This is a genomic window from Curtobacterium citreum (assembly GCF_006715175.1).
Taxonomy (GTDB): Bacteria; Actinomycetota; Actinomycetes; order Actinomycetales; family Microbacteriaceae; genus Curtobacterium; species Curtobacterium citreum.
The window spans coordinates 1,855,257-1,877,286 of sequence record NZ_VFMQ01000001.1; the positions used below are offsets into that span (position 1 = coordinate 1,855,257).

General features: G+C 70.8%; 21 protein-coding genes. 15 read left to right on the forward strand and 6 right to left on the reverse strand.

The features are described from left to right. The 9 genes from FB462_RS08755 (at position 1) to FB462_RS08785 (ending at position 7,651) form a co-directional block, all read left to right on the forward strand. The gene (locus tag FB462_RS08755) at positions 1 to 432 is read left to right on the forward strand and encodes a flagellar hook assembly protein FlgD (protein ID WP_141861407.1); all 432 of its coding nucleotides are present in this window, start codon (positions 1 to 3) and stop codon (positions 430 to 432) included. Between the two features lie 62 nt (positions 433 to 494). Then, positions 495 to 1,670: a flagellar hook protein FlgE gene (locus FB462_RS08760; RefSeq protein ID WP_114851060.1), complete on the forward strand. Its 1,176-nt coding sequence runs from the start codon at positions 495 to 497 to the stop codon at positions 1,668 to 1,670. 252 nt (positions 1,671 to 1,922) lie between these two features. Next, positions 1,923 to 2,060: a hypothetical protein gene (locus FB462_RS17335; RefSeq protein ID WP_167510057.1), complete on the forward strand. Its 138-nt coding sequence runs from the start codon at positions 1,923 to 1,925 to the stop codon at positions 2,058 to 2,060. A gap of 83 nt (positions 2,061 to 2,143) precedes the next feature. Next, positions 2,144 to 2,317 (forward strand): hypothetical protein, encoded by a 174-nt coding sequence (locus FB462_RS17340; protein WP_167510058.1) that lies wholly within the window; start codon positions 2,144 to 2,146, stop codon positions 2,315 to 2,317. A gap of 685 nt (positions 2,318 to 3,002) precedes the next feature. Beyond that, positions 3,003 to 3,689: a GntR family transcriptional regulator gene (locus tag FB462_RS08765; RefSeq protein WP_244289133.1), complete on the forward strand. Its 687-nt coding sequence runs from the start codon at positions 3,003 to 3,005 to the stop codon at positions 3,687 to 3,689. Beyond that, positions 3,686 to 4,711 (forward strand): ADP-ribosylglycohydrolase family protein, encoded by a 1,026-nt coding sequence (locus FB462_RS08770; protein ID WP_229666711.1) that lies wholly within the window; start codon positions 3,686 to 3,688, stop codon positions 4,709 to 4,711. Before FB462_RS08765 ends, FB462_RS08770 begins: the two co-directional genes overlap by 4 nt. Positions 4,712 to 4,799: 88 nt before the next feature. Next, on the forward strand, positions 4,800 to 6,272 hold the full coding sequence (locus FB462_RS08775; RefSeq protein ID WP_114851062.1) for a purine-cytosine permease family protein: 1,473 nt from the start codon (positions 4,800 to 4,802) through the stop codon (positions 6,270 to 6,272). After that, the gene (locus tag FB462_RS08780) at positions 6,272 to 7,204 is read left to right on the forward strand and encodes a PfkB family carbohydrate kinase (RefSeq protein ID WP_141861411.1); all 933 of its coding nucleotides are present in this window, start codon (positions 6,272 to 6,274) and stop codon (positions 7,202 to 7,204) included. Before FB462_RS08775 ends, FB462_RS08780 begins: the two co-directional genes overlap by 1 nt. 189 nt (positions 7,205 to 7,393) lie before the next feature. Further along, positions 7,394 to 7,651: a hypothetical protein gene (locus tag FB462_RS08785; protein WP_167510059.1), complete on the forward strand. Its 258-nt coding sequence runs from the start codon at positions 7,394 to 7,396 to the stop codon at positions 7,649 to 7,651. A 57-nt stretch (positions 7,652 to 7,708) separates the two neighbouring features. Here the strand turns inward: FB462_RS08785 and FB462_RS08790 are convergent, their stop codons facing one another. Then, a complete protein-coding gene (locus FB462_RS08790) occupies positions 7,709 to 8,155 on the reverse strand; it encodes a hypothetical protein (protein WP_167510060.1) in 447 nt (148 codons plus the stop codon). Positions 8,156 to 8,252: 97 nt separating this feature from the next. On the opposite strand from FB462_RS08790, the gene FB462_RS17510 reads away from it, so the two are divergent. After that, positions 8,253 to 8,993 carry an antitoxin VbhA family protein gene (locus FB462_RS17510; protein WP_188868836.1) on the forward strand — a complete coding sequence of 247 codons (741 nt, stop codon included), beginning with the start codon at positions 8,253 to 8,255 and terminating at the stop codon, positions 8,991 to 8,993. A 127-nt stretch (positions 8,994 to 9,120) separates the two neighbouring features. Here the strand turns inward: FB462_RS17510 and FB462_RS08800 are convergent, their stop codons facing one another. From FB462_RS08800 to FB462_RS08815, 4 genes are all read right to left on the reverse strand, one after another. After that, a complete protein-coding gene (locus FB462_RS08800; RefSeq protein WP_141861413.1) occupies positions 9,121 to 10,146 on the reverse strand; it encodes an LLM class flavin-dependent oxidoreductase in 1,026 nt (341 codons plus the stop codon). Between the two features lie 127 nt (positions 10,147 to 10,273). Beyond that, entirely contained in the window at positions 10,274 to 13,375 is a 3,102-nt protein-coding gene (locus FB462_RS08805; RefSeq protein ID WP_141861415.1) for an alpha-mannosidase, read from the reverse strand. 60 nt (positions 13,376 to 13,435) lie between these two features. Beyond that, positions 13,436 to 14,776, reverse strand: a complete 1,341-nt coding sequence (locus FB462_RS08810; protein ID WP_114851068.1) for a 6-phospho-beta-glucosidase — start codon at positions 14,774 to 14,776, stop codon at positions 13,436 to 13,438. Next, complete coding sequence (locus FB462_RS08815) at positions 14,773 to 15,528, reverse strand: DeoR/GlpR family DNA-binding transcription regulator (RefSeq protein WP_058741775.1); 756 nt, start codon at positions 15,526 to 15,528, stop codon at positions 14,773 to 14,775. The genes FB462_RS08810 and FB462_RS08815 overlap by 4 nt, the downstream gene beginning before the upstream one ends. Positions 15,529 to 15,648: 120 nt before the next feature. Between FB462_RS08815 and FB462_RS08820 the strand changes: the two genes are divergently transcribed. The 5 genes from FB462_RS08820 to FB462_RS08840 all read left to right on the forward strand — a co-directional run bounded on the left by FB462_RS08820 (position 15,649) and on the right by FB462_RS08840 (position 20,588). After that, the gene (locus FB462_RS08820; protein WP_141861417.1) at positions 15,649 to 16,653 is read left to right on the forward strand and encodes a carbohydrate kinase family protein; all 1,005 of its coding nucleotides are present in this window, start codon (positions 15,649 to 15,651) and stop codon (positions 16,651 to 16,653) included. Positions 16,654 to 16,703: 50 nt separating this feature from the next. After that, positions 16,704 to 17,969, forward strand: coding sequence for an ABC transporter substrate-binding protein (locus FB462_RS08825; protein WP_141861419.1), 1,266 nt, complete (start codon positions 16,704 to 16,706; stop codon positions 17,967 to 17,969). Further along, complete coding sequence (locus FB462_RS08830) at positions 17,966 to 18,922, forward strand: carbohydrate ABC transporter permease (RefSeq protein WP_229666709.1); 957 nt, start codon at positions 17,966 to 17,968, stop codon at positions 18,920 to 18,922. Before FB462_RS08825 ends, FB462_RS08830 begins: the two co-directional genes overlap by 4 nt. Continuing rightward, positions 18,919 to 19,809 carry a carbohydrate ABC transporter permease gene (locus FB462_RS08835; protein WP_229666707.1) on the forward strand — a complete coding sequence of 297 codons (891 nt, stop codon included), beginning with the start codon at positions 18,919 to 18,921 and terminating at the stop codon, positions 19,807 to 19,809. Before FB462_RS08830 ends, FB462_RS08835 begins: the two co-directional genes overlap by 4 nt. A 137-nt stretch (positions 19,810 to 19,946) precedes the next feature. Then, positions 19,947 to 20,588, forward strand: a complete 642-nt coding sequence (locus FB462_RS08840) for a hypothetical protein (RefSeq protein ID WP_141861421.1) — start codon at positions 19,947 to 19,949, stop codon at positions 20,586 to 20,588. A 108-nt stretch (positions 20,589 to 20,696) separates the two neighbouring features. Here the strand turns inward: FB462_RS08840 and FB462_RS08845 are convergent, their stop codons facing one another. Beyond that, complete coding sequence (locus tag FB462_RS08845; RefSeq protein WP_141861424.1) at positions 20,697 to 21,545, reverse strand: formate/nitrite transporter family protein; 849 nt, start codon at positions 21,543 to 21,545, stop codon at positions 20,697 to 20,699. Positions 21,546 to 22,030: the final 485 nt, after the last annotated feature.

The window sequence follows — 22,030 nt, forward strand, 5'->3', positions numbered from 1 at the left end:
ATGCCCCTCTCCGGCATCACCGGTTCCGTCGACACCGCGGCGCAGGCCGCGGCCCTCGCGGCGAACAGCACCACGAAGAAGTCGCAGACCATGGACTCCGAGGTGTTCATGCAGCTCCTCGTGACACAGCTGCGGAACCAGGACCCGTCGTCGCCGATGGACACGAACCAGATGATCAGCCAGCAGACGCAGCTCGCGATGATGGAGCAGGTCACCAACCAGACCACGACGGCGAACGAGAACTTCTCGCTGCAGATGCGCATCGCCGCCGCGAACCTCGTCGGGAAGCAGGTCAGCTACACCGACGCCGCCTCCGGATCCGCCGTCACGGGGACCGCCACCGCCGTGTCGTACGCCTCGAGCGTGCCGACCGTGACCGTGAACGGGAAGGAGGTCGACCTCGACGTGATCTCCGGTATCACGACCGCCTGACGCGGTCCCTCTCTTCTCCTTCGTTCTTCGCTCTTCGCTCTTCGTTCTGAAAGGGACACCTCATGCTCCGCTCGCTCTACTCCGGGATCTCCGGCCTCCGCTCCCACCAGGAGATGCTCGACGTCACGGGCAACAACATCGCGAACGTCAACACCGTCGGCTTCAAGTCGTCGTCCACCGTCTTCCAGGACACCCTGTCGCAGATGACCCAGGGCGCCGGGGGACCGCAGACCGGCATCGGCGGGACGAACCCCGCGCAGATCGGTCTCGGCGTCCAGGTCGCCGGGGTCTCGACGAACTTCGCACAGGGCTCCGCGCAGGCCACCGGCAAGGCCACAGACCTGATGATCTCCGGCGACGGCTTCTTCGTCACGCGCCTCGGCAACGACACCGTGTACTCCCGCGCCGGCGCGTTCGACTTCGACGCCGACGGTCGCCTGGTGTCCGCCGACGGCAAGATCGTGCAGGGCTACCCCGCGACGAACGGCGTCGTGAACCAGGGCGGACAGCTCGGGGACATCGTCCTGCCGCTCGACGCCGCCGCACCGGCCACGCGCACCACGACCGCTTCCGTCACCGGCAACCTGCCGTCGGAGACCGCCGTGGGCGGGACGCGCGTACGCGAGTCGACGGTGTTCGACGCGTCCGGCACCAAGCAGACCCTCACCCTGACGTACACGCGGACCGCCACCGGGTGGTCCGTCGCCGGCACCGACGGCCAGGGCGGCACCGGGACCGGCACGCTGACCTTCGGTGCGGACGGCAAGCTCACCGCCGGTGGCTCGCTGACCGTCGGCGGGATCGCCGTGGACATGACGCAGCTCAGCGGCTTCGCGACGCTCGACACGTCCTCGATCGCGTCGCAGAACGGCAAGGCCGCCGGCACCCTGCAGGGCTACTCGATCGCGAAGGACGGCACCGTCGTCGGCACCTTCTCGAACGGCGCATCGCTGGCGATCGGCCGCATCGCGCTCGCGACCTTCGCGAACCCGGCCGGCCTCGAGAAGACCGGGGCGTCGGGCTACCGCGCCACCGCGAACTCGGGGCAGGCGACCGTCGGTGCGCCGGGCGACCCCGGGGTCGGGCAGCTGGCGTCGGGCACGCTCGAGATGTCGAACGTCGACCTGTCGCAGGAGTTCACGAACCTGATCGTCGCGCAGCGCGGGTTCCAGGCGAACGCGCGCATCATCACGACGAGCGACGAGGTGCTGCAGGAGCTGACGAACCTGAAGCGGTAGGGGCGGCGGCGGCGGCGGTCGGCGGGCGGCGGGCGGTCCGGCGGCCGCCGGGCGCCGTCAGGTGCGGGGCGCGGGGGATCATCCGGGATCGGGCCCAGGCGCTCCGCGATTCCGTACCGGCCGTGCGATCACGGCCGGTCGTCGTGCGGCGACTGCGGATCAGTACGCCGGTACGGACACGCTCACCGACCCGGTGACGCAGCTGCAGACCACGTTCTGTCACCCGCCGGGGGAGGGGAGGAGGACGAGTCCGTGGTGCACGAGCACCGGCGGGGCTCCGTGCCGATGCCGCTCGACGTCACCGCGACCGATTCCCTCGGCACCGGGCTGACCGTCCCGGCCCACCAGGATGCGTTGCTGATCCGCTGGTGGCACGCGCTGCCCCGGTAGAACGGCTTCGAGTCATCGCGGCCGGACAACGGCTGTGCAACGGACGCCGTCCAGAGGTTCGACGAGCGAGAGCAGGCTTCCGCGTGGAGAGCCCCGTACTCCTGATCCGGTCGATCACGGCGTGCGTCCTCGGCGACGCGTGCCTGGTGCTCGGCGTCGGCGGCGGCTTCGCTGGTGCGTCCCTCGTCGTCTGCGTCGTGGTGATGGTGGTGGGTGTCGTGACGTTCGCGGACTGGTTGCGGAGAGGTCGCGCCTGAGTGGGAAGCCGGGGCTCCGTCAGCCGGCTCTCCGCGGCGGGACTCGACGTGGCGCTCGTGACCAGCTCGGTCTCGCGGTGACCTGCTTCCACCGGAACTGCGTCAACGGCCAGGCGTGGCGCCCGAGCGACACCTCGTCGGACCAGACGATCGGGTGACTGGAAGTACGCAAGCACCGGCGACAGCTCCGGCGGCGCACACACCGCCGTGCCGCGCCCGTCCTCCTCGAGCGAACCGATCGAACGACGACGACCCATGACCGCGCCAGGAGGAAGCGGCTCCGACGTCCACATACCGAGCCCTCGGTGAGACCATCACCGGACCAGCCATCTGAGACAGGAGCCGTCGTGGCGAGAAGAGGCGGGCAGGCGGTGCCCGCTGAATGACCGGCTGTCGGACACCCGTACCGGCGCTCCTGTAGCCGCCGCCGACGCTACCCACTTCGCACTCGGAGCCGCTTCGGCCCTGTCTCGCAACCGACGAGCACGACGCGAGGGCTACCAAACTCCCGCGCGACGGCCATCGCCGACCTCACGCGCCGCCTCTCCGATCGTCCGCAACACCTGGCGGGTGGTGCGTTGACGAGTTGCGACCGCCATCGTCCGCGAGCATCAACTCGTAGTGGTTGTTGAACAGGTCTTGTACATGTACTCTTTCGGCCATGCCTGTCTCATCGAAGCGACGCTTGGTCGCTGACGCCCTCCGTGACGCGATCGCCACGGGACGGTACCGAGCCGGTGAACGTCTGCCGGGTGAGCACGACCTCGCTGCTCGCTATGAAGTGAGCCGCGGCACCGTTCGCGCCGCTCTCGCAGACCTGGCTGACGATGAGTACATCTCGACTCACGGGGGTGTCGGGTCGGTCGTGACATTCGACGGGGCGACGCTCGATCCACGCGGCGGATGGGCCCGCTCGATCGCTGCCTCGGGCACCGAGGTAACGACTCGTATCCTGCGGATCGAGCGCCTGGACAGTCCGGACCTGCAAGCTGAGCTCGACGCGGCCACTCCCGTGTTCGTCGCGGTGGACCGCATCCGTGCCGTCACCGGCGAGCGGCCCGTATCGCTCGAGCGGAGCATCCTGCCGCACGTGGGACGTCTTGCGTCCGCGATCATCGAAGGCCTCGTCGACGACTCGCTCACCGCCACCATCGCCGAAGCCGGCCTCATCCCTTCCAGCGCCGAGCAGTGGATCGACGTCGTGCCGCTCGACACGAACGATGCCCGCCTGCTCGAGCGCGCCGACGGCACACCCTTTCTTCGAAGCCGCCGCGTCTCGCGGACCGCCGAAGGCGTGTTCGTCGAGCGCGTCGACAGTCTGCTCGACCCAGATCGCTTCCGACTGCACATGCGTTTCGGAACAGCGCCGTGACCACACTCTCGACCCGACAGGACTCCGTGACTCACCAGACCGCTGCTCTTGCCGCGATGACCGGCCTCGCGATCGGCGACGCCCTCGGCATGCCGACCCAATCCATGTCACTCGCGCAGATCCGCGCTGACCACGGGAGGATCACCGGCTTCGTCGACGCCGGACCGCACCAGCGAATCGCTGCCGGCATGCCCGCGGGCACGATCACCGACGACACCGAACAGGCTGTGCTCGTCGCCGAGTTGCTCCTCGAAGGCAGAGGGCGACTCCACCCGACCCGCTTCGCCGAAGCACTCATCACGTGGGAACGTGCGATGGAGGCAAAAGGCTCGCTCGATCTACTGGGGCCGAGTACCAAAACTGCCGTGCAGAGGATCCTCGACGGTGTCCCGGCGTCCGAAGCCGGATCGACCGGCACCACCAACGGCGCCGCGATGCGCATCACCCCGGTCGGGATCGCCGTTCCGTCAGTCGACCTCGTCCGCTTGGTCGACGCCGTGCAGAACGCCTCACGTGTGACCCACGACACTGGGCTCGGTATAGCGGGCGCAAGCGCGATCGCCGCCGGTGTGAGCGCCGGAATCGACGGCGCCACCCGAGCCGAAGCGCTCGACGCCGCGATCGCTGCCGCAACGATCGGCACCCATCGCGGCCACTGGATCGCTGGTGCCGACATCGCGGCCCGGACGACGTGGGCAATCGAGTATCTACCGACCGTGCCGCCGGCCGATCGCATCGACGCCGTCTCACAACTCATCGGCACGAGTGTCGCCAGCCAGGAATCCGTCGTCGCAGCGCTCGCCCTCGTATCGCTCGACGAAGACCCCTGGGAGACGCTGTGCACGGCGGCATCGATCGGCGGCGACACCGACACGATCGCTGCGATGGCGGGTGCCGTCCTCGGAGCGGTACACGGACCTGACGCCTGGCCTTCCGATGCGGTGGACGCCGTCACCACCGTCAATCACCTGAGACTCGATCCGCTGGTCGACGGGCTTCTCGCGCTCCGTCAATCGGCCTGACCTGACCGGAGGGTGGCGGTTCTCCGTGGCCGCCGCCGTCCGATCATCCCTTTCGTGCAGCACCCTTCCAATGATGTAAGAGGACCCCATGGCCCAAGACACCACCACGCTCTCCAGTGGCACCCTGACCACGATCGAGCAACGCGGCATCGAACCCGTCCCCCACGATGAACGCAACGGCGCACCAGGCGCCCTCTTCTGGGTTTGGTTCGCGGCGAACATCTCGATCCTCGGCCTACCCCTCGGCGCGACCCTCGTAGCGTTCCAGCGCCTCAACATCTGGCAGGCGCTGCTCGTCGCGGTGATCGGCGCCGCCGGCTCCTTCGCGGTCGTTGGCGTCATCTCGATCGCCGGCCGCCGAGGTGGCGCGCCCGGGCTGACCCTGAGCAGGGCGGTGTTCGGTGTCCGCGGCAACATCGGACCGACCGCCGTGTCGCTGCTGTCCCGCCTCGGGTGGGAGACCGTGAACACCACCACAGCGGCCTTCGTGCTCCTGTCGCTCTTCACGATCCTGTTCGGTACCAACGGAGACGCCAAAGCGAACCCGGTGCTGACCATCGTCGCAATCCTCGTGTTCGTCGCCGCGACCGTGCTCGTCTCCGGCCTCGGGCACGCGTTCATCGTCGCCGTGCAGAAGTGGGCGACCTGGGTGTTCGGCGCCCTCAACGTCTTCGTCGCTGTCTTCCTGATCGTCCGCGTCAACTGGGACGTCGTCGGCTCCCAGCCCGCGGGCCCCGTCGCCGCGCTGGTGATCGGTGTCGGCACCATCGCCGCGGGCACCGGCATCGGATGGGCAACCGCGGGCGCGGACATCGCCCGCTACACCCGCACGTCGGTGAAGGCCGGCGCACTCATCAGCGCGAGCGCGGCCGGAGCCGGGATTCCACTGGTCGTTCTGGTCGGCCTCGGCGCCCTCGTCTCCGCAGGCGATCCGACCCTAGCGCAGGCCGGTGACCCGGTTGCAGCAATCCGTGATCTGCTGCCGAGCTGGATGGCGATTCCGTACCTCATCGCTGCGTTCGGCGGGCTGCTGCTGTCGAACCACCTCTCCGTCTACTCGGCGAGCCTCACGACGCTCACACTCGGCGTCAAGGTGCCCCGGGTCTGGGCGGTCGGAGTCGACGTGGTCGTCACAACGCTCGGAGCGATGTACTTCATGCTCGTCGCGGACGGCTTCTACGCGCCGTTCATCACGTTCATCTCCGTGCTCGCCGTACCGATCACCGCCTGGCTCGGCGTGTTCACCGCCGACATGCTCCGCCGCCGCTGGTACGACCCGACGGCACTCCTCGACCTGCGCCCCGGCGGCCGCTACTGGTACCGCGGCGGCGTCGCGTGGGGAGCCCTCGGCGCCTGGGTCGTCGCGATCGTCGTCGGCTTCCTCTTCACCTCGATCCAGGTCGGCAGCGCGCACCCGATCTACGTCGGTGCGCTGTCAGACAGCTGGATCGGCGCGAACGGCCTCGGCTGGGTCGTCACCTTCGTCGTCGCGGCGGCAGCGTACCTGCTCACCGGCGGAGCACGCGGTCAGGTCGTCGCTCCGACGGAGGCCCGGTCCTGATGGGGCGGCTCGTCTCCGTCGGCAACGTCATAGTCGACATCGTCCTGCGCGTCGACGCCGTCCCGGAACCGGGAGGGGACGTCATCGCCTCGGCGTCGTCGATCACCGCCGGCGGTGGCCTCAACACCATGGTCGCCGCTGCCCGCGACGGTCTGTCGGTGGTCTTCGCGGGCCAGTACGGCACGGGACCGTTCGGCGACGTCGTCCGCGCAGCTCTCGAGGAGTCCGGCGTCGACGTCGTCCAGCCCGGGCTCGAGGACGTCGACAGCGGCTACTGCGTCGCACTGGTGGACGCATCGACCGAGCGCACGTTCGTCACGAGCGTCGGAGCAGAGGGTCGCCTCACCCGAGCGGACCTCGACCGGGTCGAGCTCCGCTCTGAAGACACGGTGTTCGTATCCGGCTACGGGCTCGCTCACACCACCAACGGTCCAGCCATCGCCGACTGGCTGAGCACCGTCCCCGACGACGTGCGCGTCGTTCTTGATCCCTCCCCGCTGGTCGACACGCTGTCGCACACGGTGCTGGACCCCGTGATGACGAGGGCCGACGTTGTCAGCGCCAACGCGCGCGAGGCACGGCTGATGGCGCCGACCAAGGCCGAGCTATCCGGGGCAGTCGCCGCGATCGCCGGGCGTGCACGCGGCGTCGCGCTGGCCCGTGACGGTGCAGCAGGTTGCTGGGTCGCCGAGCCCGGACACAGCCCAATCCTGGTTCCAGGCTTCACCGTCGATGCGGTGGACTCGAACGGTGCAGGTGACGCTCACGGCGGCGTGCTCATCGCAGCCCTGACTCGCGGGGATCCATTGACTGCTGCGGTTCGACGCGCCAACGCCGCCGCCGCCCTCGCAGTGACACAACACGGACCAGCAACAGCACCGACCAGCACCCAGATCGACGCATTGCTCGCGGCCCCGATCACAGTCCACTGAGCAAAGCGTCCGCGATCCGCAGCAACCGCATCCAGCAGGACGAAGCCCCCGGCCGGAGTGAGCAGTCGGGGGCTTCGTGGTCGGTACCGGTAGATGGTCGGCACCGATGATGCGGCCCACAGCGATCGTCATCGGCTACTGAGACGCCATGGGCAGTCCCGTGACACTGAGCGGTTCGATCGAGACGCCTTGGACGAGTCAGCAGCCCACTTGCTCGTGGCGTCGCTGTTCTCTGCTGCGGCTGCGCTCACGCTGTTCCTCGGGATGAACTTCATGTCCGATCCGCAGACCGGCGCCGTTCACGGATTCTTCGCCGCGATGGCCGTCGCCTTCGCCAGCTACGTGCTGCTGCTCTTCCTGAGTGCCGGACCGCGCCTGGACACGGCCTACGTCACCCTCCACTCCGTCCGCAACGAGTTGAACGGGACCCACCGAAGCCGTCGCTGACGTCTCGGTCATCGATCGGCTACCGAGATGTGCAGGGTCCAGTCGCGAGTGATGACCTCAATCTGGCCAGAGCGCGGTGACCTGTTCAGCCGCTTGGAGCATGTCTGCCGCGGGGAGGGCGACGCGCTGTTCGGGGAGGCCGAGCGATGGCCACTGCACGACGAGCTCGAGCGGTCCTGTCGGTGGAAGGGGGTGCAGCCAGAGTTCGTCGGTGTACCGGTACGACGACGCGCCCCCACCGCCCCCGCCACCGTGCCGCATCAACACGGCTCCGGTGCCTTCACTGTCGCGGCCGAACGGGTAGCCGTCGGTGACGTGCTGCCCGTCAGCAAGGACCGCTCCGTACCGGAGTCGCGCTCGGCGGTCCTCGTCCGAGGCGTAGAAGTGGTCCTCGTGAACCAGCTGCTGGAACGCTCGCACGCTCAGATCACCGCGGCGGAGTTGCCGACCGACCTGGAACATGACCCCGTCGGAGAAGACACGAGCCGCTTCGACGACGACCATCGCGTTCGCACTCGATCCCCACCGCAGCCCGTACCCGAGCACACCCGGCAGCTCATCCTCCGATGGCCCGTGCCGTGGATCCCGAGGAGGCTCGTCCATGGGTGCAGCATCGAGCGGGTCCGGTTCGTCGGCGAAGAACATCACCCGCTCACCGCACCACGACGAACTGGAAACAACCAGTGACGACGGTCGCGGTGCCGCACCGTCGGCGCTCGGCGGCGGCCGCACGAGCGACGCTCGCTGCATCTTCTGGAGGGGTGCGATGAACGACGATCGACGGCCGCTGAGCCGTGACGCACTCGAGCAGGCCATGGCGATGATCGAGAAGGGTCAGCAGCTCGCCGGGCACTTCCCCGACGCCGAGGCGCTGGGGCGGGCGCGCGGCATCCTCGACGGCTCGCTGACGTACGAAGAAGCGGCGGCGCAGCTCGAAGCGAAGTACGGCTTCCCCGTGCTCCGACCGCGACGGTCTACGCGGCTGAGCCCCGATGAGCACGACCGGCGGCGACAGATCGTCGATGAAGCACGGGTGTCCACCGCTCTCGAAGGAGGTCGTGCGTCCGATGCGGTGCACGAGCTGCAGGACCGGTGGGCTGCCGGTGAGACCACGTGGGAGCGGATGCACGCCGAGGTGCGGCGGCTCCACCCGTCGACGGCGGACCCGCGTGAGACGGAGTCGGATTCCTCCGTTGGTCGGGTTGCGCTGCCGCGTCCGGCAGAGGACGGGAGGCGCGGTGCGGGTGACCACCGCGCCTCCGGTACCGACGTGGTCGAGATCGGCCCGCTCTGTGGGCCGTTGCGCCGACCGCCGGGGTCGCGTGGGAACCCGGTGCCGTGACACACCCGCGTCGGTAGCGCGGTCGAGGATCGCCGCGGCCCTGGCCGCGGGTGCGGGCGCGGTCCGGTGACCGTCGAACGCCGACGGTGACCCACCGGTCGGCGCGGGCAGGCCGGACCTCGGGGTGTCAGACGCGGGGCGTGGGGGACCAGCCGAGCTCGGGGCCCAGGCGCTCCGCGATGTCCGTCACGATCTGCGTGTAGTCGTTCGGTGCGAACGAGAACGGCAGGGCGAAGGCGACCTCCGTCGCGACCTGGTACCCGGCGTCCGCGCGCAGACGGTCCGCGATCTCGGTGGACGTCCCGACCAGGTCGGCGGCGAACAGCATGCCCGCCGGCCCCTGCGGGACGCCGACCCGGTCCGCGCGGGACGCGGCGTAGGCCCGGTACCGCGCTACCTGTTCGGGCGTCGCGGTGTCCGTCGGCACGACGACGAGTCCCTGCGAGACCCGCGCGTGCTCCGGCGTGGGATGTGCGTCGAGGTAGGCCTCGACCTGGGCGCGCTGGTTCGCGGCGAAGTCCGTGCCGACCTCGCTCCGGGTGACGCTCGACGTGAGCAGGTGGAACCCGTTCCGCGCGGCCCAGACCGCCGAGCGCGTGCTCCCGGTGCCGTACCAGAGCCGGTCGACCAGGCCCGGGCTGTGCGGTTGGACCGTGGAGGCGAACTCCTCGATGCCCCGGCGTCCGACGGGCCCGGTGACCGGGTCGCCCCGGACGAGGTCGCGGAAGCGCAGCAGCCGTCCTTCGCCGAGGTCCTCGTGCTCGGCGGTGTCGGGGTGGATCGCTTCGCGGTACAGGTCGTAGTGCATCGGCGTCCCGGACGAGAAGCCCGGTTGCAGCCGCCCGCCGAGCAGCACGTCGACCGTGGCCAGGTCCTCGGCCAGGCGGAACGGGTTCTCCGCACCGATCGGTGTGACGGCGGTGCCGAGCGCGATGCGGGAGGTCCGCTGTGACGCAGCTGCCATGACCGCGACGGGGGACGAGATGCCGTGCTGCAGGTGTCGGTGGCGGAGCCAGGCGCTGTCGAAGCCGAGCGCCTCGGCGCGTTCGATCGTGCGGAGGGTGTCCTCGTGTCCCGCTCCCGGTGCCGCGGGGTCGAAGGACCCGATGGTCAGGAAGCCGAGTCGTGCCAGGGGTCGTCCGTGGTCAGGCATGCTCCGATGGTGGCACGGCACGCGATCGGAGGCATGGTGCCGGTGAGCCGATCGGCTCAACCGCACCGTGCCTCCAGTCCGTCGACGCGGCCCCGCCGCGGCTCCCGCCGCCGCGGCTCCTACAGCCTCAGGCGCCGCGCGGTCGGATGCGCAGGGTCATCACCTGGAACGGCCGCAGCCCGAGCGCGACCGTCCCACCCGACCACGCGAAGCGCCGCGCCGTGAGCGCGGGGTCCGCGAGGGGACGCTCGCGCAGGTCCACCTGCTCGACGGCCACCGCGTCGATCCGCAGGTCGAGCTCCGTGTCGGAGCGGGCGCCGAGCGCCTCGTACAGCCGGACCACGACGTCGCCGGATCGGTCGTCGGCGAGCTTCACCGACTCGACGCGGACCCCGGGCGACGACGACACGACCGGTGCCGCCACGGACGCGCCCGTGCCGTCGGCAGCGGTGTCGCCCGCCACGGGGACCACCCGCAGCGGCAGGTTCTCGTCGTACCCGCTCGCGACGACCGCCGCGACGTCCGCGCCCGGGTGCACGGAGTAGGCGAAGGTGTGGTGCCCGAGGTCCTGCTCGGGGTCGGGGGACTGCGCCCCGCGCACCAGGCTGAGACGGACCTCGGTCTCGACCTCGCCGTGTACGCCGACGCGCCGGGTGACGTCGTGGCCGTACGTGCCGGCGTTCGTCACGCCGACGCCGTAGCCGGGTTCCTCGACGTGCACCCAGCGGTGCGCCATCACCTCGAAGCGGGCGTCGTCCCACGAGGTGTTGGTGTGGGTCGGTCGGCGCAGGTGCCCGAACTGGATCTCGGCGCTGTGGTGCTGCGCGTGCACGACGAAGGGCAGCGACGCCTTGAGGAGCTTCTCGCGCTCCCGCCACTCCAGGTCGACCCCGAGGTGGACGCGGACGTCGTCGGCGTGTACGGCGATCGTCTGCACGAGCTCGGAGGACCCGAACACCCGGCGGACCCGGACGACGGCGCGCAGGTCGCCGTCGGTGGTGAGCTCGACGGACTCGGCGGCGCGGAGTTCCACGACGGAGCGCCGGTAGTGCGCGTCGACGTCCCACGCGTCCCACGCGTTCGGCAGGTCCTCGTGCAGGTGCAGCAGGTTCGCCGAGCGGTCAGCGGGCACGAGCTCCCGGTCGTGGGCGAGGTCGACGATCGAGTGGACGAGCCCGTCGCCGTCGACGTGCACGCGGACCAGGCCGTTGTCGAGGACGGTGCCGTCCGCGCCCTGCGTCGCCGTGACCGGGTGCTCCGGTGTGACGACGGTCAGCGGGGAGAGCGCGTGCGCACGGGCCTCGACCACGCCGACGGGGGTGCCGGCCGCGTCGAGGACGAGCTCGCGGCGGTCGTGGTCCGCGGCGTTCGCGACGACCCCGGCGGCGCCGAGGTGGGCGAGGGCCCGCGCGGTGAGCTGCTCGATCTCGGCGTGGTTGCGCCGGTAGCTCTCCTCGTTCTCCTCGTGCACCCAGCGGATCGACGAGCCGGGCAGGATGTCGTGGAACTGCTGCAGGAGCGTGGCCTGCCAGAGCTCGTCCAGGCACTCGTACGGGTACGGCGCCCCCTGCAGTGCGGCGGCGGTCGACCAGAGCTCGGCTTCGCGCAGCAGGTGCTCGGCCCGGCGGTTGCCGCGCTTCTCGCGGGCGTGCGAGGTGAACGTGCCGCGGTGCAGCTCGAGGTAGAGCTCGCCGACCCAGACGGGGGCGTCCGGGTACTCCTCGCGGGCCCGGGCGAAGAAGTCGTCCGGGTGCTCGACCTCCACCCGGGGCGATCCCTCGAGCGACTCGACGCGGCGCTGGCGCTCCATCATCTCGCGGATCGGGCCGCCGCCGCCGTCGCCGTAGCCGAACGGCACGAGGGACGTCGTCGCGGCGCCCTTCTCGCGGAACTGCCGGACCGCGTGGTGGAGTTCCTCGCCCTCGAGCGTCGCGTTGTAGGTGTCGATCGGCGGGAAGTGCGTGAAGATCCGGGAGCCGTCGATGCCCTCCCACCAGAACGTGTGGTGCGGGAACGTGTTCGTCTGGTTCCAGGACAGCTTCTGTGTGAGGAACCACTCCAGCCCGGCGAGCTTCGCGATCTGCGGGAAGGCCGCCGTGTAGCCGAACGAGTCGGGCAGCCAGATGCCGTGCGTCTCGACGTCGAGCTCGTCGGCGAAGAAGCGCAGCCCCTGCGTGACCTGGCGCACCATGGCCTCGCCGCCGGGCAGGTTGCCGTCCGGCTCGATCCACTGCGAGCCGACGACGATCCACTGGCCGCGGGCGATCGCCGCCTTGATGCCCGCGAACACCGTGGGGTAGCGCTCCTTGACCCAGGCGTACTGCTGGGCACTCGAGGCCGCGAACTTGAAGTCCGGGTACTGCTCGGCCAGCGCGAGCACGTTGGAGAACGTCCGGCCGGTCTTCCGCTTGGTCTCGCGGATCGGCCAGAGCCAGGCCGTGTCGATGTGCGCGTGGCCGATGCCGCTCAGGCGGTGCGCGGACGGGTTCGCGGGGCTGGCGAGGGCCCCGGCGAGCTCGGCCCGGGCGGCCGCCGCGGTGCCGACGACGTCGTCGAGCGCCAGGACGTCCATCGCGCGCTCCAGGTCGCGCAGCACCTCGTGGCGGCGCGGGTCGGCCTCCGGGAGCTCCTTCACCATCTGGAACAGCACCTCGACGTCGAAGCGCAGCGCCCAGACCTCGGGCTCGAACACGGCGAGCTCGGCGGTGCGGAAGGTGTAGATCGGGGTCTCGGGCGCGGTCCGCTTCGAGCCGAACGTCGTCGGGACGAACTCGTTCACCAGGATGTCCGGGTTCGCCGCCATCTCCAGGTACAGGTGCACCTGCTCGCCGCCGACGGCCCGGTCCGTGATGCGCAGGTGGTGGTTCCGCGGGTGGATGCCCTTCACCGGGGTGCCGTCCGGCGTGTGCAGGAGCCCCTCGGCCTGGTTGCCGGGCCAGTCGCCCTGGAAGCCCGGGTCGACGAGCAGCTCTACGGTCCGTCCGGCCCACTCCGCCGGGACGGCCCCGGTCACCTCGAACCACCACGTCGACCACGCCCGCCCCCAGGACTCGCCGACCGCGAACGGTCGGTACTCGGCGGCGAGCGCCTCGGCCGCCGGGACGGGTTCGTCCGGCACCTGCCATGCGGCGAGGGTCACGGGCGTGCGGGCCTGGTGGACGGCGGGGACGATCCGCTCGTTCAGGACGCGCTCGATGCGCGCCTCGACGAGCTGCTGGTTCTGGTGCATGGCGGGCTTCCTGGGAGGGGCGGACCGGGCGGTGGGCTGGGGACGGCCGGGAGGAGCGGGTCAGGTCAGGTAGGACAGGTGCGGGAACGTGGACCGCGCGTCCTCGAGCAGGGCGCGGGCGACGCGCACCGAGTCGACGAGCGGGTGGTGCGCGAGGGCGCGGAGGGCGGCGGCGCGGGAGCCGTGCAGTGCCGCCTCGATGGTCTGCCGTTCGACGTACTTCACGGCGGTCACGGTGCCGAGCCCGAAGTCGGGCACGCGGGCGCCGGGGACCGGGTGGGCACCGGTCGCGTCGACCGTGCAGGGGACCTCGACGACGGCGTCGTCGTCGAGTCCGGCGAGGGCGCCGCCGTTCCGGACGTTCAGGATGAGCCGGGCGCGCTGGTCGTACGCGATGCCGCGCATGAGCGCGAGTGCGACGTCCTCGTAGCCGCCCGAGGTCATGTCCTCGAGGTCGCGGTCGCCCATCCCGGCGGAGTCGCGGTTCGTCGCCATGTAGGTGGCCTCGCGCTCGTTCCGGCTGTCCTGCCAGGCGTGGAACGGGTGGTCGCACGACGCCGCGGCGGCCCAGAACCGGTCCTGCTGCTCGACGAGGTACCGCGCCCGGGTGTGCGGGGCGTACTGGTCGGCCTGCAGGACGTCGCGGCGGTAGGCGTAGTAGTGCAGGTACTCGTTCGGCAGCGCGCCGAGGGCCTGGATCCACTCGGCACCGAAGAGCTTGCCCTCCTCGAAGGACTCGATCCGCCCGGCGTCGGCGAGGACCTCGGGCAGCCGGTCGACGCCGTCGACGCGGATCGCGGTGAGCCAGCCGAGGTGGTTCAGGCCCGCGTACTCGAGTTCGACGTCGGGCCCGTGCTGCACGCCGATCGTGCCGAGTGCTCGACGGGCGAGCCCGATGGGGGAGTCGCAGATGCCGATCACCCGGTGCCCGAGGACCGTGGACATCGCCTCGGTGACGACGCCGGCGGGGTTCGTGAAGTTGATCACCCAGGCATCAGGCGCCAGGCGCTGGATGGTCCGGGCGAGCGCCATCACCGTGGGGAGCGTGCGGAGGGCGTACGAGATGCCCCCGAAGCCCACCGTCTCCTGGCCGATCACGCCGTGCGACTGCCCGATGCGCTCGTCCGCCGCACGGCCCTCCATGCCGGCGACGCGGATCGCCGAGAAGACGAAGTCGGCGCCGGGCAGCGCTTCCTCGACGTCGGTGTGCACGGAGACGGTCGGCGCGTCCGCGACGCCGTCGGCCTGGTCGGCGAGGATCCGGGCCATCGTGGTGAGGCGGGCCGCGTCGACGTCGACGAGGGCGACCTCGGTGACCCGCCCGGGGGCGCGGTCGCGGAGCAGGGCGGAGTACACGAGCGGTGTGCGGAACCCGCCACCGCCGATCATGACGAGCTTCACGTGACGATGACCTCCACGCCGTGCGCGGCGAACGCGGCGGCGACCGGGACCGGCGGTTCGTCGTCGGTGACGACCCGCACGATCGAGCTGGGCAGGTCGATGCGTGCCGCCCCGGTGCCGGGGAACTTGCTGCTGTCGGCGAGGACGGTGACCTCGTCGCACGCGTCGGCGATCGCCTGCTTGACGGGGACCTGCGCGATCGTGGTGTCGCGCAGGTCGCCGCTCGCCGAGATCCCGCTGACGCCGAGGAAGGCGTGGTCGGCGCGGATCAGGCGGAGCGAGTCGGTGGTCAGGTGCCCCGAGACGCAGTGGTACACGGGGTCGTAGTCGCCCGGCAGGAGCACGAGGTGCGTCGCGGGGGCGTCCTTGAGGGCCTCGAACACCGCCATGTTCGCGGTGATGACGGTGATCGGCCGCCCGCGCAGCAGGAGCGCGAGCTGGAGCACGGTCGTGCCGATGTCGAGCACGACGGTGTGCCCGTCCTCGACCAGCTCGGCCGCGGCCCGGGCGATCCTGGCCTTCGCGTCACGGTTCACGGTCTCGACCTCCGGGAAGGGGGCGTCGCCCTCGTGCGGGTCCGCCAGGACGGCGCCGCCCCGGGTCCGACGGAGCAGTCCGGCCTCGTCGAGCCGCTGCAGGTCGCGGCGGATCGTGGCGATGCTCGACCCCGTCGCCTCGGCGAGGTCGGTCACCGACGCCGCCCGTGCCGCCCGCAGGTGGTCGAGGATCGCGATGTCCCGGATGTCCTTCATGCCGAGCAGCATACCGATCAACTTCGCTCAGAACGCAAGCATGAACGAACAAAAAGTTGCTTGCTCTTGATCGATCGGTGTTGTAGCTTCCACAACACCACCAGAGCCGACGGAGATCCGATGGACGATCGAACGCACCGCAGCACCGACGCCGGCGTGCTCGTCGCGGGCCAGCTGTTCTTCGACGCCGTCTTCGCCGACCTGCCCCAGGCCCCCGTGCCCGGGCAGGAGGTCTGGACACCGCACTTCGGCTGGACCCCCGGCGGCATCGCCAACTTCGCGATCGCCGCAGCCCGGCTCGGCGCGTCCACGGACGTCTGCGCCGCGGTCGGCGACGACGACCTGTCGGGGCTCTGCCGCGCGGCCCTCGTCCGCGAGGGGATCGGCACGGCGCTCCTCCGGGAGGTCGCCGGGTGGGCGCTCCCGGTCAGCGCGTGCATCGACCACGACGGCGACCGCGCGATCGTCACCGGCGGGACCCCCACACCGCTCGCGCTGCCCGACCTGCTCCCGCCGACGGGCGGTCGCGTCGCGGCCCTGCACGTCGACGCGTCCACCGCCGAGTGGGTCCGCGGGAGTGCCGACCGCGGCCTGCGGGTCTTCGCGGACGTCGGATGGGACCCGACCGGCGCCTGGGACCCCGCGCTCCTCGACGCGATCGACGGTGCGTACGCCTTCACCCCGAACGCGCACGAGGCCCTCGCCTACACGCGCACCGACGACCCGGTCCGTGCCGCGCGCCTGCTCGCCGAGCGGGTGCCCCTCGCCGTCGTGACGCTCGGCGCCGACGGCGTGGTCGCGGTCGACTCGTCCACCGGGGAGCAGGTCGTCGTGCCGCCGGTCCGGGTCCGCGCCGTGGACAGCACCGGCGCCGGTGACGTGTTCTGCGCGGCCCTCGCCGTCGGGACGCTCGCCGAGCTGCCGCTCCGCGAGCGCATCGACCTCGCCGCGCTCGTCGCGGCGATCACCGTCTCGCGACCGGGCGGCGCCGCAGGCGCGCCCCGACGCGCCGAACTCGCCCCGTGGCTGGCCGCCAACCCGGCCGCCGCGGACCCGGACCGGTACGGCTTCGTCACCACGAGCCTCCCGTCGGTCCTCGCCGGACCGGCGATCCGGACCCCCTGACCCACCCGCACCACCGCACCCGCTCCCTTCCCCCGACCCCAGGAGACCCCATGCGCACCACCACGAAGCGTCGCCGCACCGCCGCGGTCCTCGCCACCGCGGTCGCGGCCGCCCTCGTCCTCACCGGCTGCACGGCCGGATCATCGGCCTCGACCGGCAAGCTCACCGCCTGGCTCTGGCCCGGCGCCGTCGGCGACTCGGTCGTGTCGAACGCCAAGAAGGAGTTCGCGTCCGACAAGCTCCAGGTCAACGTGATCGGCGGCGACTTCAAGCAGAAGCTCGTCACGACCTTCACCGGCAAGACGAACATCCCGTCGGTCACCGGCGTCAAGGGCGAGGACATGCCCTACTTCCTGCAGCAGTCGAGCCTGTTCACCGACCTGAAGGACCTCGTCCCCGCGTCGTACCTGGCGCAGTTCCCGAAGTGGAAGCTGGCCGAGGCCACGACCGCCGACGGCAAGCTCATCGGCATCCCGACCGACATCGGCCCGTCCGCGCTGTTCTACCGCGAGGACGTGCTGGCGAAGGCCGGACTCCCGAGCGACCCGGCCGCCGTCGCCGACGCGACGAGCACCTGGGACAAGTACTTCGCCTTCGGCAAGGAGCTCAAGGCCAAGACGGGCGCCTCGCTCGAGGTGTCCATGGGCGACGTGTTCTCGTGGTCGATGGCGCAGGCCGACAGCGGCTTCGTGAGCGGGTCGGGGAAGTTCACCGGCGACGACGCGACCGTGAAGGAAGCGTGGGACCGTGCGGTCACCGCGAAGCAGGACGGTGTCGTCGCGGGCATCGAGGACGGCAGCCCGGACTGGGCGTCGGCGGTGAACCAGGGCAAGCTCCCGACCGTGATCGGGGCCGCCTGGCACGCCGGTGACATCAAGAGTGCCGCACCGGACACCTCGGGCAAGTGGCGGGTCACGGCCACCCCCGGCGGCCCGGGCAACGCCGGCGGCTCGTTCCTCACCATCCCGGCGTCGACCGCCGACAAGAAGACCGCGCTCAAGGTCATCGAGGCCATGGTCGCCCCGTCCGCCCAGGCGACGACCTACAGCCAGGTCGGCAACTTCCCGTCCTCGTCGAAGGCGCTCACCGAGTCGGCCCTCACGAGCGGGGACACGTTCTTCGGCGGGCAGGACACGGTCTCGGTGTTCCGGGAGTCGATCGCGTCGATGCCGACGAAGTACACCAGCCCGTACGACGCGCAGGTCGGCGCGCCGTACCTGACCGAGCTGACGAACGTCCAGGGCGGCAAGGACCCCGACCAGGCGTGGAACGACGCCGTCAAGGCCGCGAAGGCCGCGCTGGAGTCAGCGAAGTGACGACGACCGTCGCGCCGTCGCTCGCGGGGCCGGGCCAGCAGACCCGGCCCCGCCGGCGGGGCCTCCGCCGCACCTGGCCGATGTACCTGGCGGTCGCGCCGTTCTTCGTCCTGTTCATCGCGTTCGGCCTGTACCCGACGCTCTACTCGCTCGTGCTGTCGTTCCAGGACTGGAACGGGCTGGGGGACCCGACGTGGGTCGGGCTCGAGAACTTCCAGAAGCTGTTCGCCGACCCGACCTTCTACCTGTCGATCCGGAACACCTTCGTCATCTTCGCCCTGTCGACCTTCCCGATGCTCGTCATCGCGATCGCCGTCGCCGCCATGCTCAACAACGCCGTCCGCTTCAGCACGGCGTTCCGGATCGCCTACTTCGTGCCGAACATCACCTCGGTCGTCGCGATGGCGGTGCTGTTCGGGTCGATCTTCGGCCAGAACTTCGGGCTCGCGAACACGCTGCTGCAGGGGATCGGGCTGCCCGCCGTGCCGTGGCTGTCGACCCCGCTCGGGATCCAGGTCACGGTGTCGCTGCTCATCACGTACCAGTGGACCGGGTACAACGCGATCATCTTCCTCGCGGGCATGCAGTCGATCGGCGCCGAGGTCTACGAGGCCGCGAAGATCGACGGTGCCGGTGCCTTCCGGAGCTTCTTCTCGATCACGCTGCCGCTCCTGCGCCCGACCGTCATCTTCGTGCTCGTCGTGAGCACCATCACGGGCCTGCAGAGCTTCACCGAGGCGCAGGTCCTCACCACGACGGCCGGCTCGACGAACAGCGGTGGTGCGGGGCAGGGCGGCCTGACGATGGTCCTGTACTTCTACCAGCAGGCCTTCGGCTTCAACCGCTTCGGCTACGGCGCCGCCATCGCGTGGGGCGTGTTCCTCATCGTCGTCGTGTTCACGATCATCAGCTGGCGCTTCACCGCCGGCCGCAAGGAAGAGGCGCGCTCGTGACCGTCCTGACCCGCCCGGACACCGCCGCCCCGGCGACCCGGACCACCGTCACCCGCCGCCGCCGTCGCGGCCCGGGAGCGTCCCGCGTCGTGCTCTACACGCTGCTCACCATCGGCGCCGTGGTCTCGGTCTTCCCGCTGTACTGGCTGTTCGTGATGGCGAGCAACACCACGAGCGACATCTACAAGTCGCCGCCCGTGTTCGTCCCCGGACCCTGGCTGTTCCAGAACATCGGCGAGGTGTTCCAGAAGATCGACTTCGGTGGGGCGCTCCTCAACACGGTGATCGTCTCGGTCAGCGTCACGGTGCTCGTGCTGTTCTTCGACTCGCTCGCCGCGTTCACCTTCGCGAAGTTCGACTTCCCGTTCCGGAAGACCCTGTTCACGATCGTCCTGGTGACGTTCATGCTGCCGATGCAGCTGTCGATCATCCCGCAGTTCATCACCATGACGAACCTCGGCTGGGTGGGGCACCTGCAGGCGCTCATCGTCCCGGCCGCGGCGAACGCCTTCGGCATCTTCTGGCTCCGGCAGTACATCCTGTCGAGCATCCCCGACGAGCTCCTCGACGCCGCGGTCATCGACGGCGCCGGGTTCTTCCGGCAGTGGTGGACCGTCTGCATCCCGCTCATCCGGCCGGGTCTGGGCTTCCTCGGGATCTTCACGTTCATCGGCTCGTGGAACGACTACCTCTGGCCGCTCATCGTGCTGAACGACCCGAACCACCTGACCCTCCAGGTCGCCATGGCACAGCTGAACACGACGTTCGCGAACAACTACAGCATGGTGATGGCCGGCGCACTGCTCTCCGTGCTGCCCCTGCTCGTGGTGTTCCTGATCGGTGCGCGGCAGTTCATCGGCGACATCGCGAAGGGCGCGATCAAGTGACCGCCTGCGCGGCCGGGCACTGACCACCTGACCGCCCGGGCCGTTCCTGGCCGGGACCGCACCCGGTCGCCCGTCGGTACCGTGGTGGACGGACCTGCCGGTGCACGGGGCGCTCGGCAGCGGCAAGGGGGATCCACATGTCCGTCACGACCACACTCACCCGGACGGCCGCCGCGCTCGTCGTCGCCGTCGCACTCACCGGGTGCGCCGGTCCGGCACCCGCGGGGCAGCGCTCTGCGGCCGTCCGGCCGACCGCCAGCGCGACGCCCACCACGGCGCCGAGCCCGAGCACGCCGACCGCCGTCGCGTCGCGCGACCTCCGGTTCGAGGACGGCGACGCGCTGTCCGCGAGCGCGCTGCCCGCGTTCGCGCTCGAGGTCTCCGCGCTCGACGGCTGGACGCAGACCGGCGAGGACCCGAGCGCCGGGTCCCGCGAGTACACGAACGCGGCCGGCTCGGTCGCGAACATCACCCAGCAGCGGGTCACCGACCTCGACCCCACGGCGGGGGACCGCGCCGCCACGGAGCGGATGTTCACGGCGTCGGGTGCGCCGGTCGAGCGGCTCGAGGAGCAGCTCCTGCCCACCGCGACCGGCGGCACGGCGCAGTTCCTGTCCGTCGCGTCGCAGGACTCCGACGGGTCGTGGTCGGCGACGGTGGCGCGGGCGTTCGCGAAGCCGGGCATCGTGCTCGTCGTCCGGGTGCGCACCACCTCGCAGGAGGCGCTCCGCCCCGACCTGCACGACGTGCTCGTCGCGGCGAAGGTCGTCGTGGCGTAGCCGCACCGACATCCGTTGCGCCGGTCGCGTGGCCGGCGCCACACCGGACGGGAGGATCGTGGCGGAACCGCCACGATCCTCCCGTCCGGTTCCGGGTCGCGCCCGACGTCAGCCGTCGTCGCGCTCGCGCGCGGACCGCGCCGGGTCGGACGGGGCGTCCCGACGCCGCGAACGGAGGAGGTCGGCGGACCGCACGAGCCGCAGCGCCGTGACGAGGACGAGGCCGCCGAGGACGTTGAACAGCAGCGTCCAGCCGGACCACGCGGCCCACTGCCCGTAGGACAGCTCCGCTCCCGCCTGGATCGCCCCGAACACCAGGAGCGAGTCGAGGATCGAGTGGAAGAGCTGCAGGCCGGACAGCAGGAAGCCACCGACGACGGCGGCGACGATCTTCGCCGGGTCCGAGTCGGTGCCCTGCTGCATCCTCGTGACGAGCGTGATCGTGCTGCCGCCGAGCACGGCGAGGACGGCGGTCTGCAGGCCGAAGGGCGCCTCGACGTAGTGCCGACCGGCCTCGACGAGCTCGCCGTGCCACTGCGGGAACGCCTGCACGACGAGCCACATCACGACCCACCCGCCGGCGAGGTTGGCGAGCAGGGTGCCGACCCACAGCCGGAGCAGCTGACCGACCGTGCCCTCCCGGGCGATGAGGGCCGTGATGGGAACGAGGAAGTTCTCGGTGAAGAGCTCGCTGTGCGCCAGGTAGAGCGCGATGAGCCCGATGCTGAACGCCAGGCCCGCGAGGAGGTGGCTGTCGGTCTCGTGCAGGACGGCGAGGTACCCCATCACCCCGAGGCCGATCTCCAGTCCGCCCGCGAAGCCGGTCGTCAGCACGACCCGGGTCGTGCGCTGCAGGCGTTCGGCGCCCTCCTCGACGATCGCGTCGAAGGACTCGTGGATCTCGTCCTCCACCGGGGCGTCGCTGCTGCCGACCTCGCGGCGTCTGTCGTCGGTCACCGGTCCGACGCTAGCCCCGTCGACCCCGCTCCGGCGACGGTGCGCGCAGCGGCGGGGGACGCGGACCTGTCGGACGCGCGGCACGACCGACCGGTCTGAGCCGAGCGCTCGGCTCAGCAGGGACGAGGCGGACGCGCCACGATCCTCCCGTCCGGTGTGAGCTGGGTGTCCACCGGACGTGACCGGTCGGCACCGATCCGCGTCCTGACGGGGTTGCGCGATCCCGCAATGCGGATTCCCCGCGCTTGTGGGGTACGCGGACCCGAGAGTACGTTCAGCGTGACGAGATCACTCAGGGGCGAGTGGTCACCCGTTCCCTCCTGGTCGGTCGTCGTCACCTGTTCCCTCGGTCACGACCGCTGCCGACCCAGCCTCGTCGAGCTCTGCGTCCTCCCGATCGCCGTGCGTCCCGTGCTGCCCGCACGCGGCGCTGCGCCGTGCTGCCCACCCAGCGGCCGACCCGTACCCGACCCGAACACCCGCAC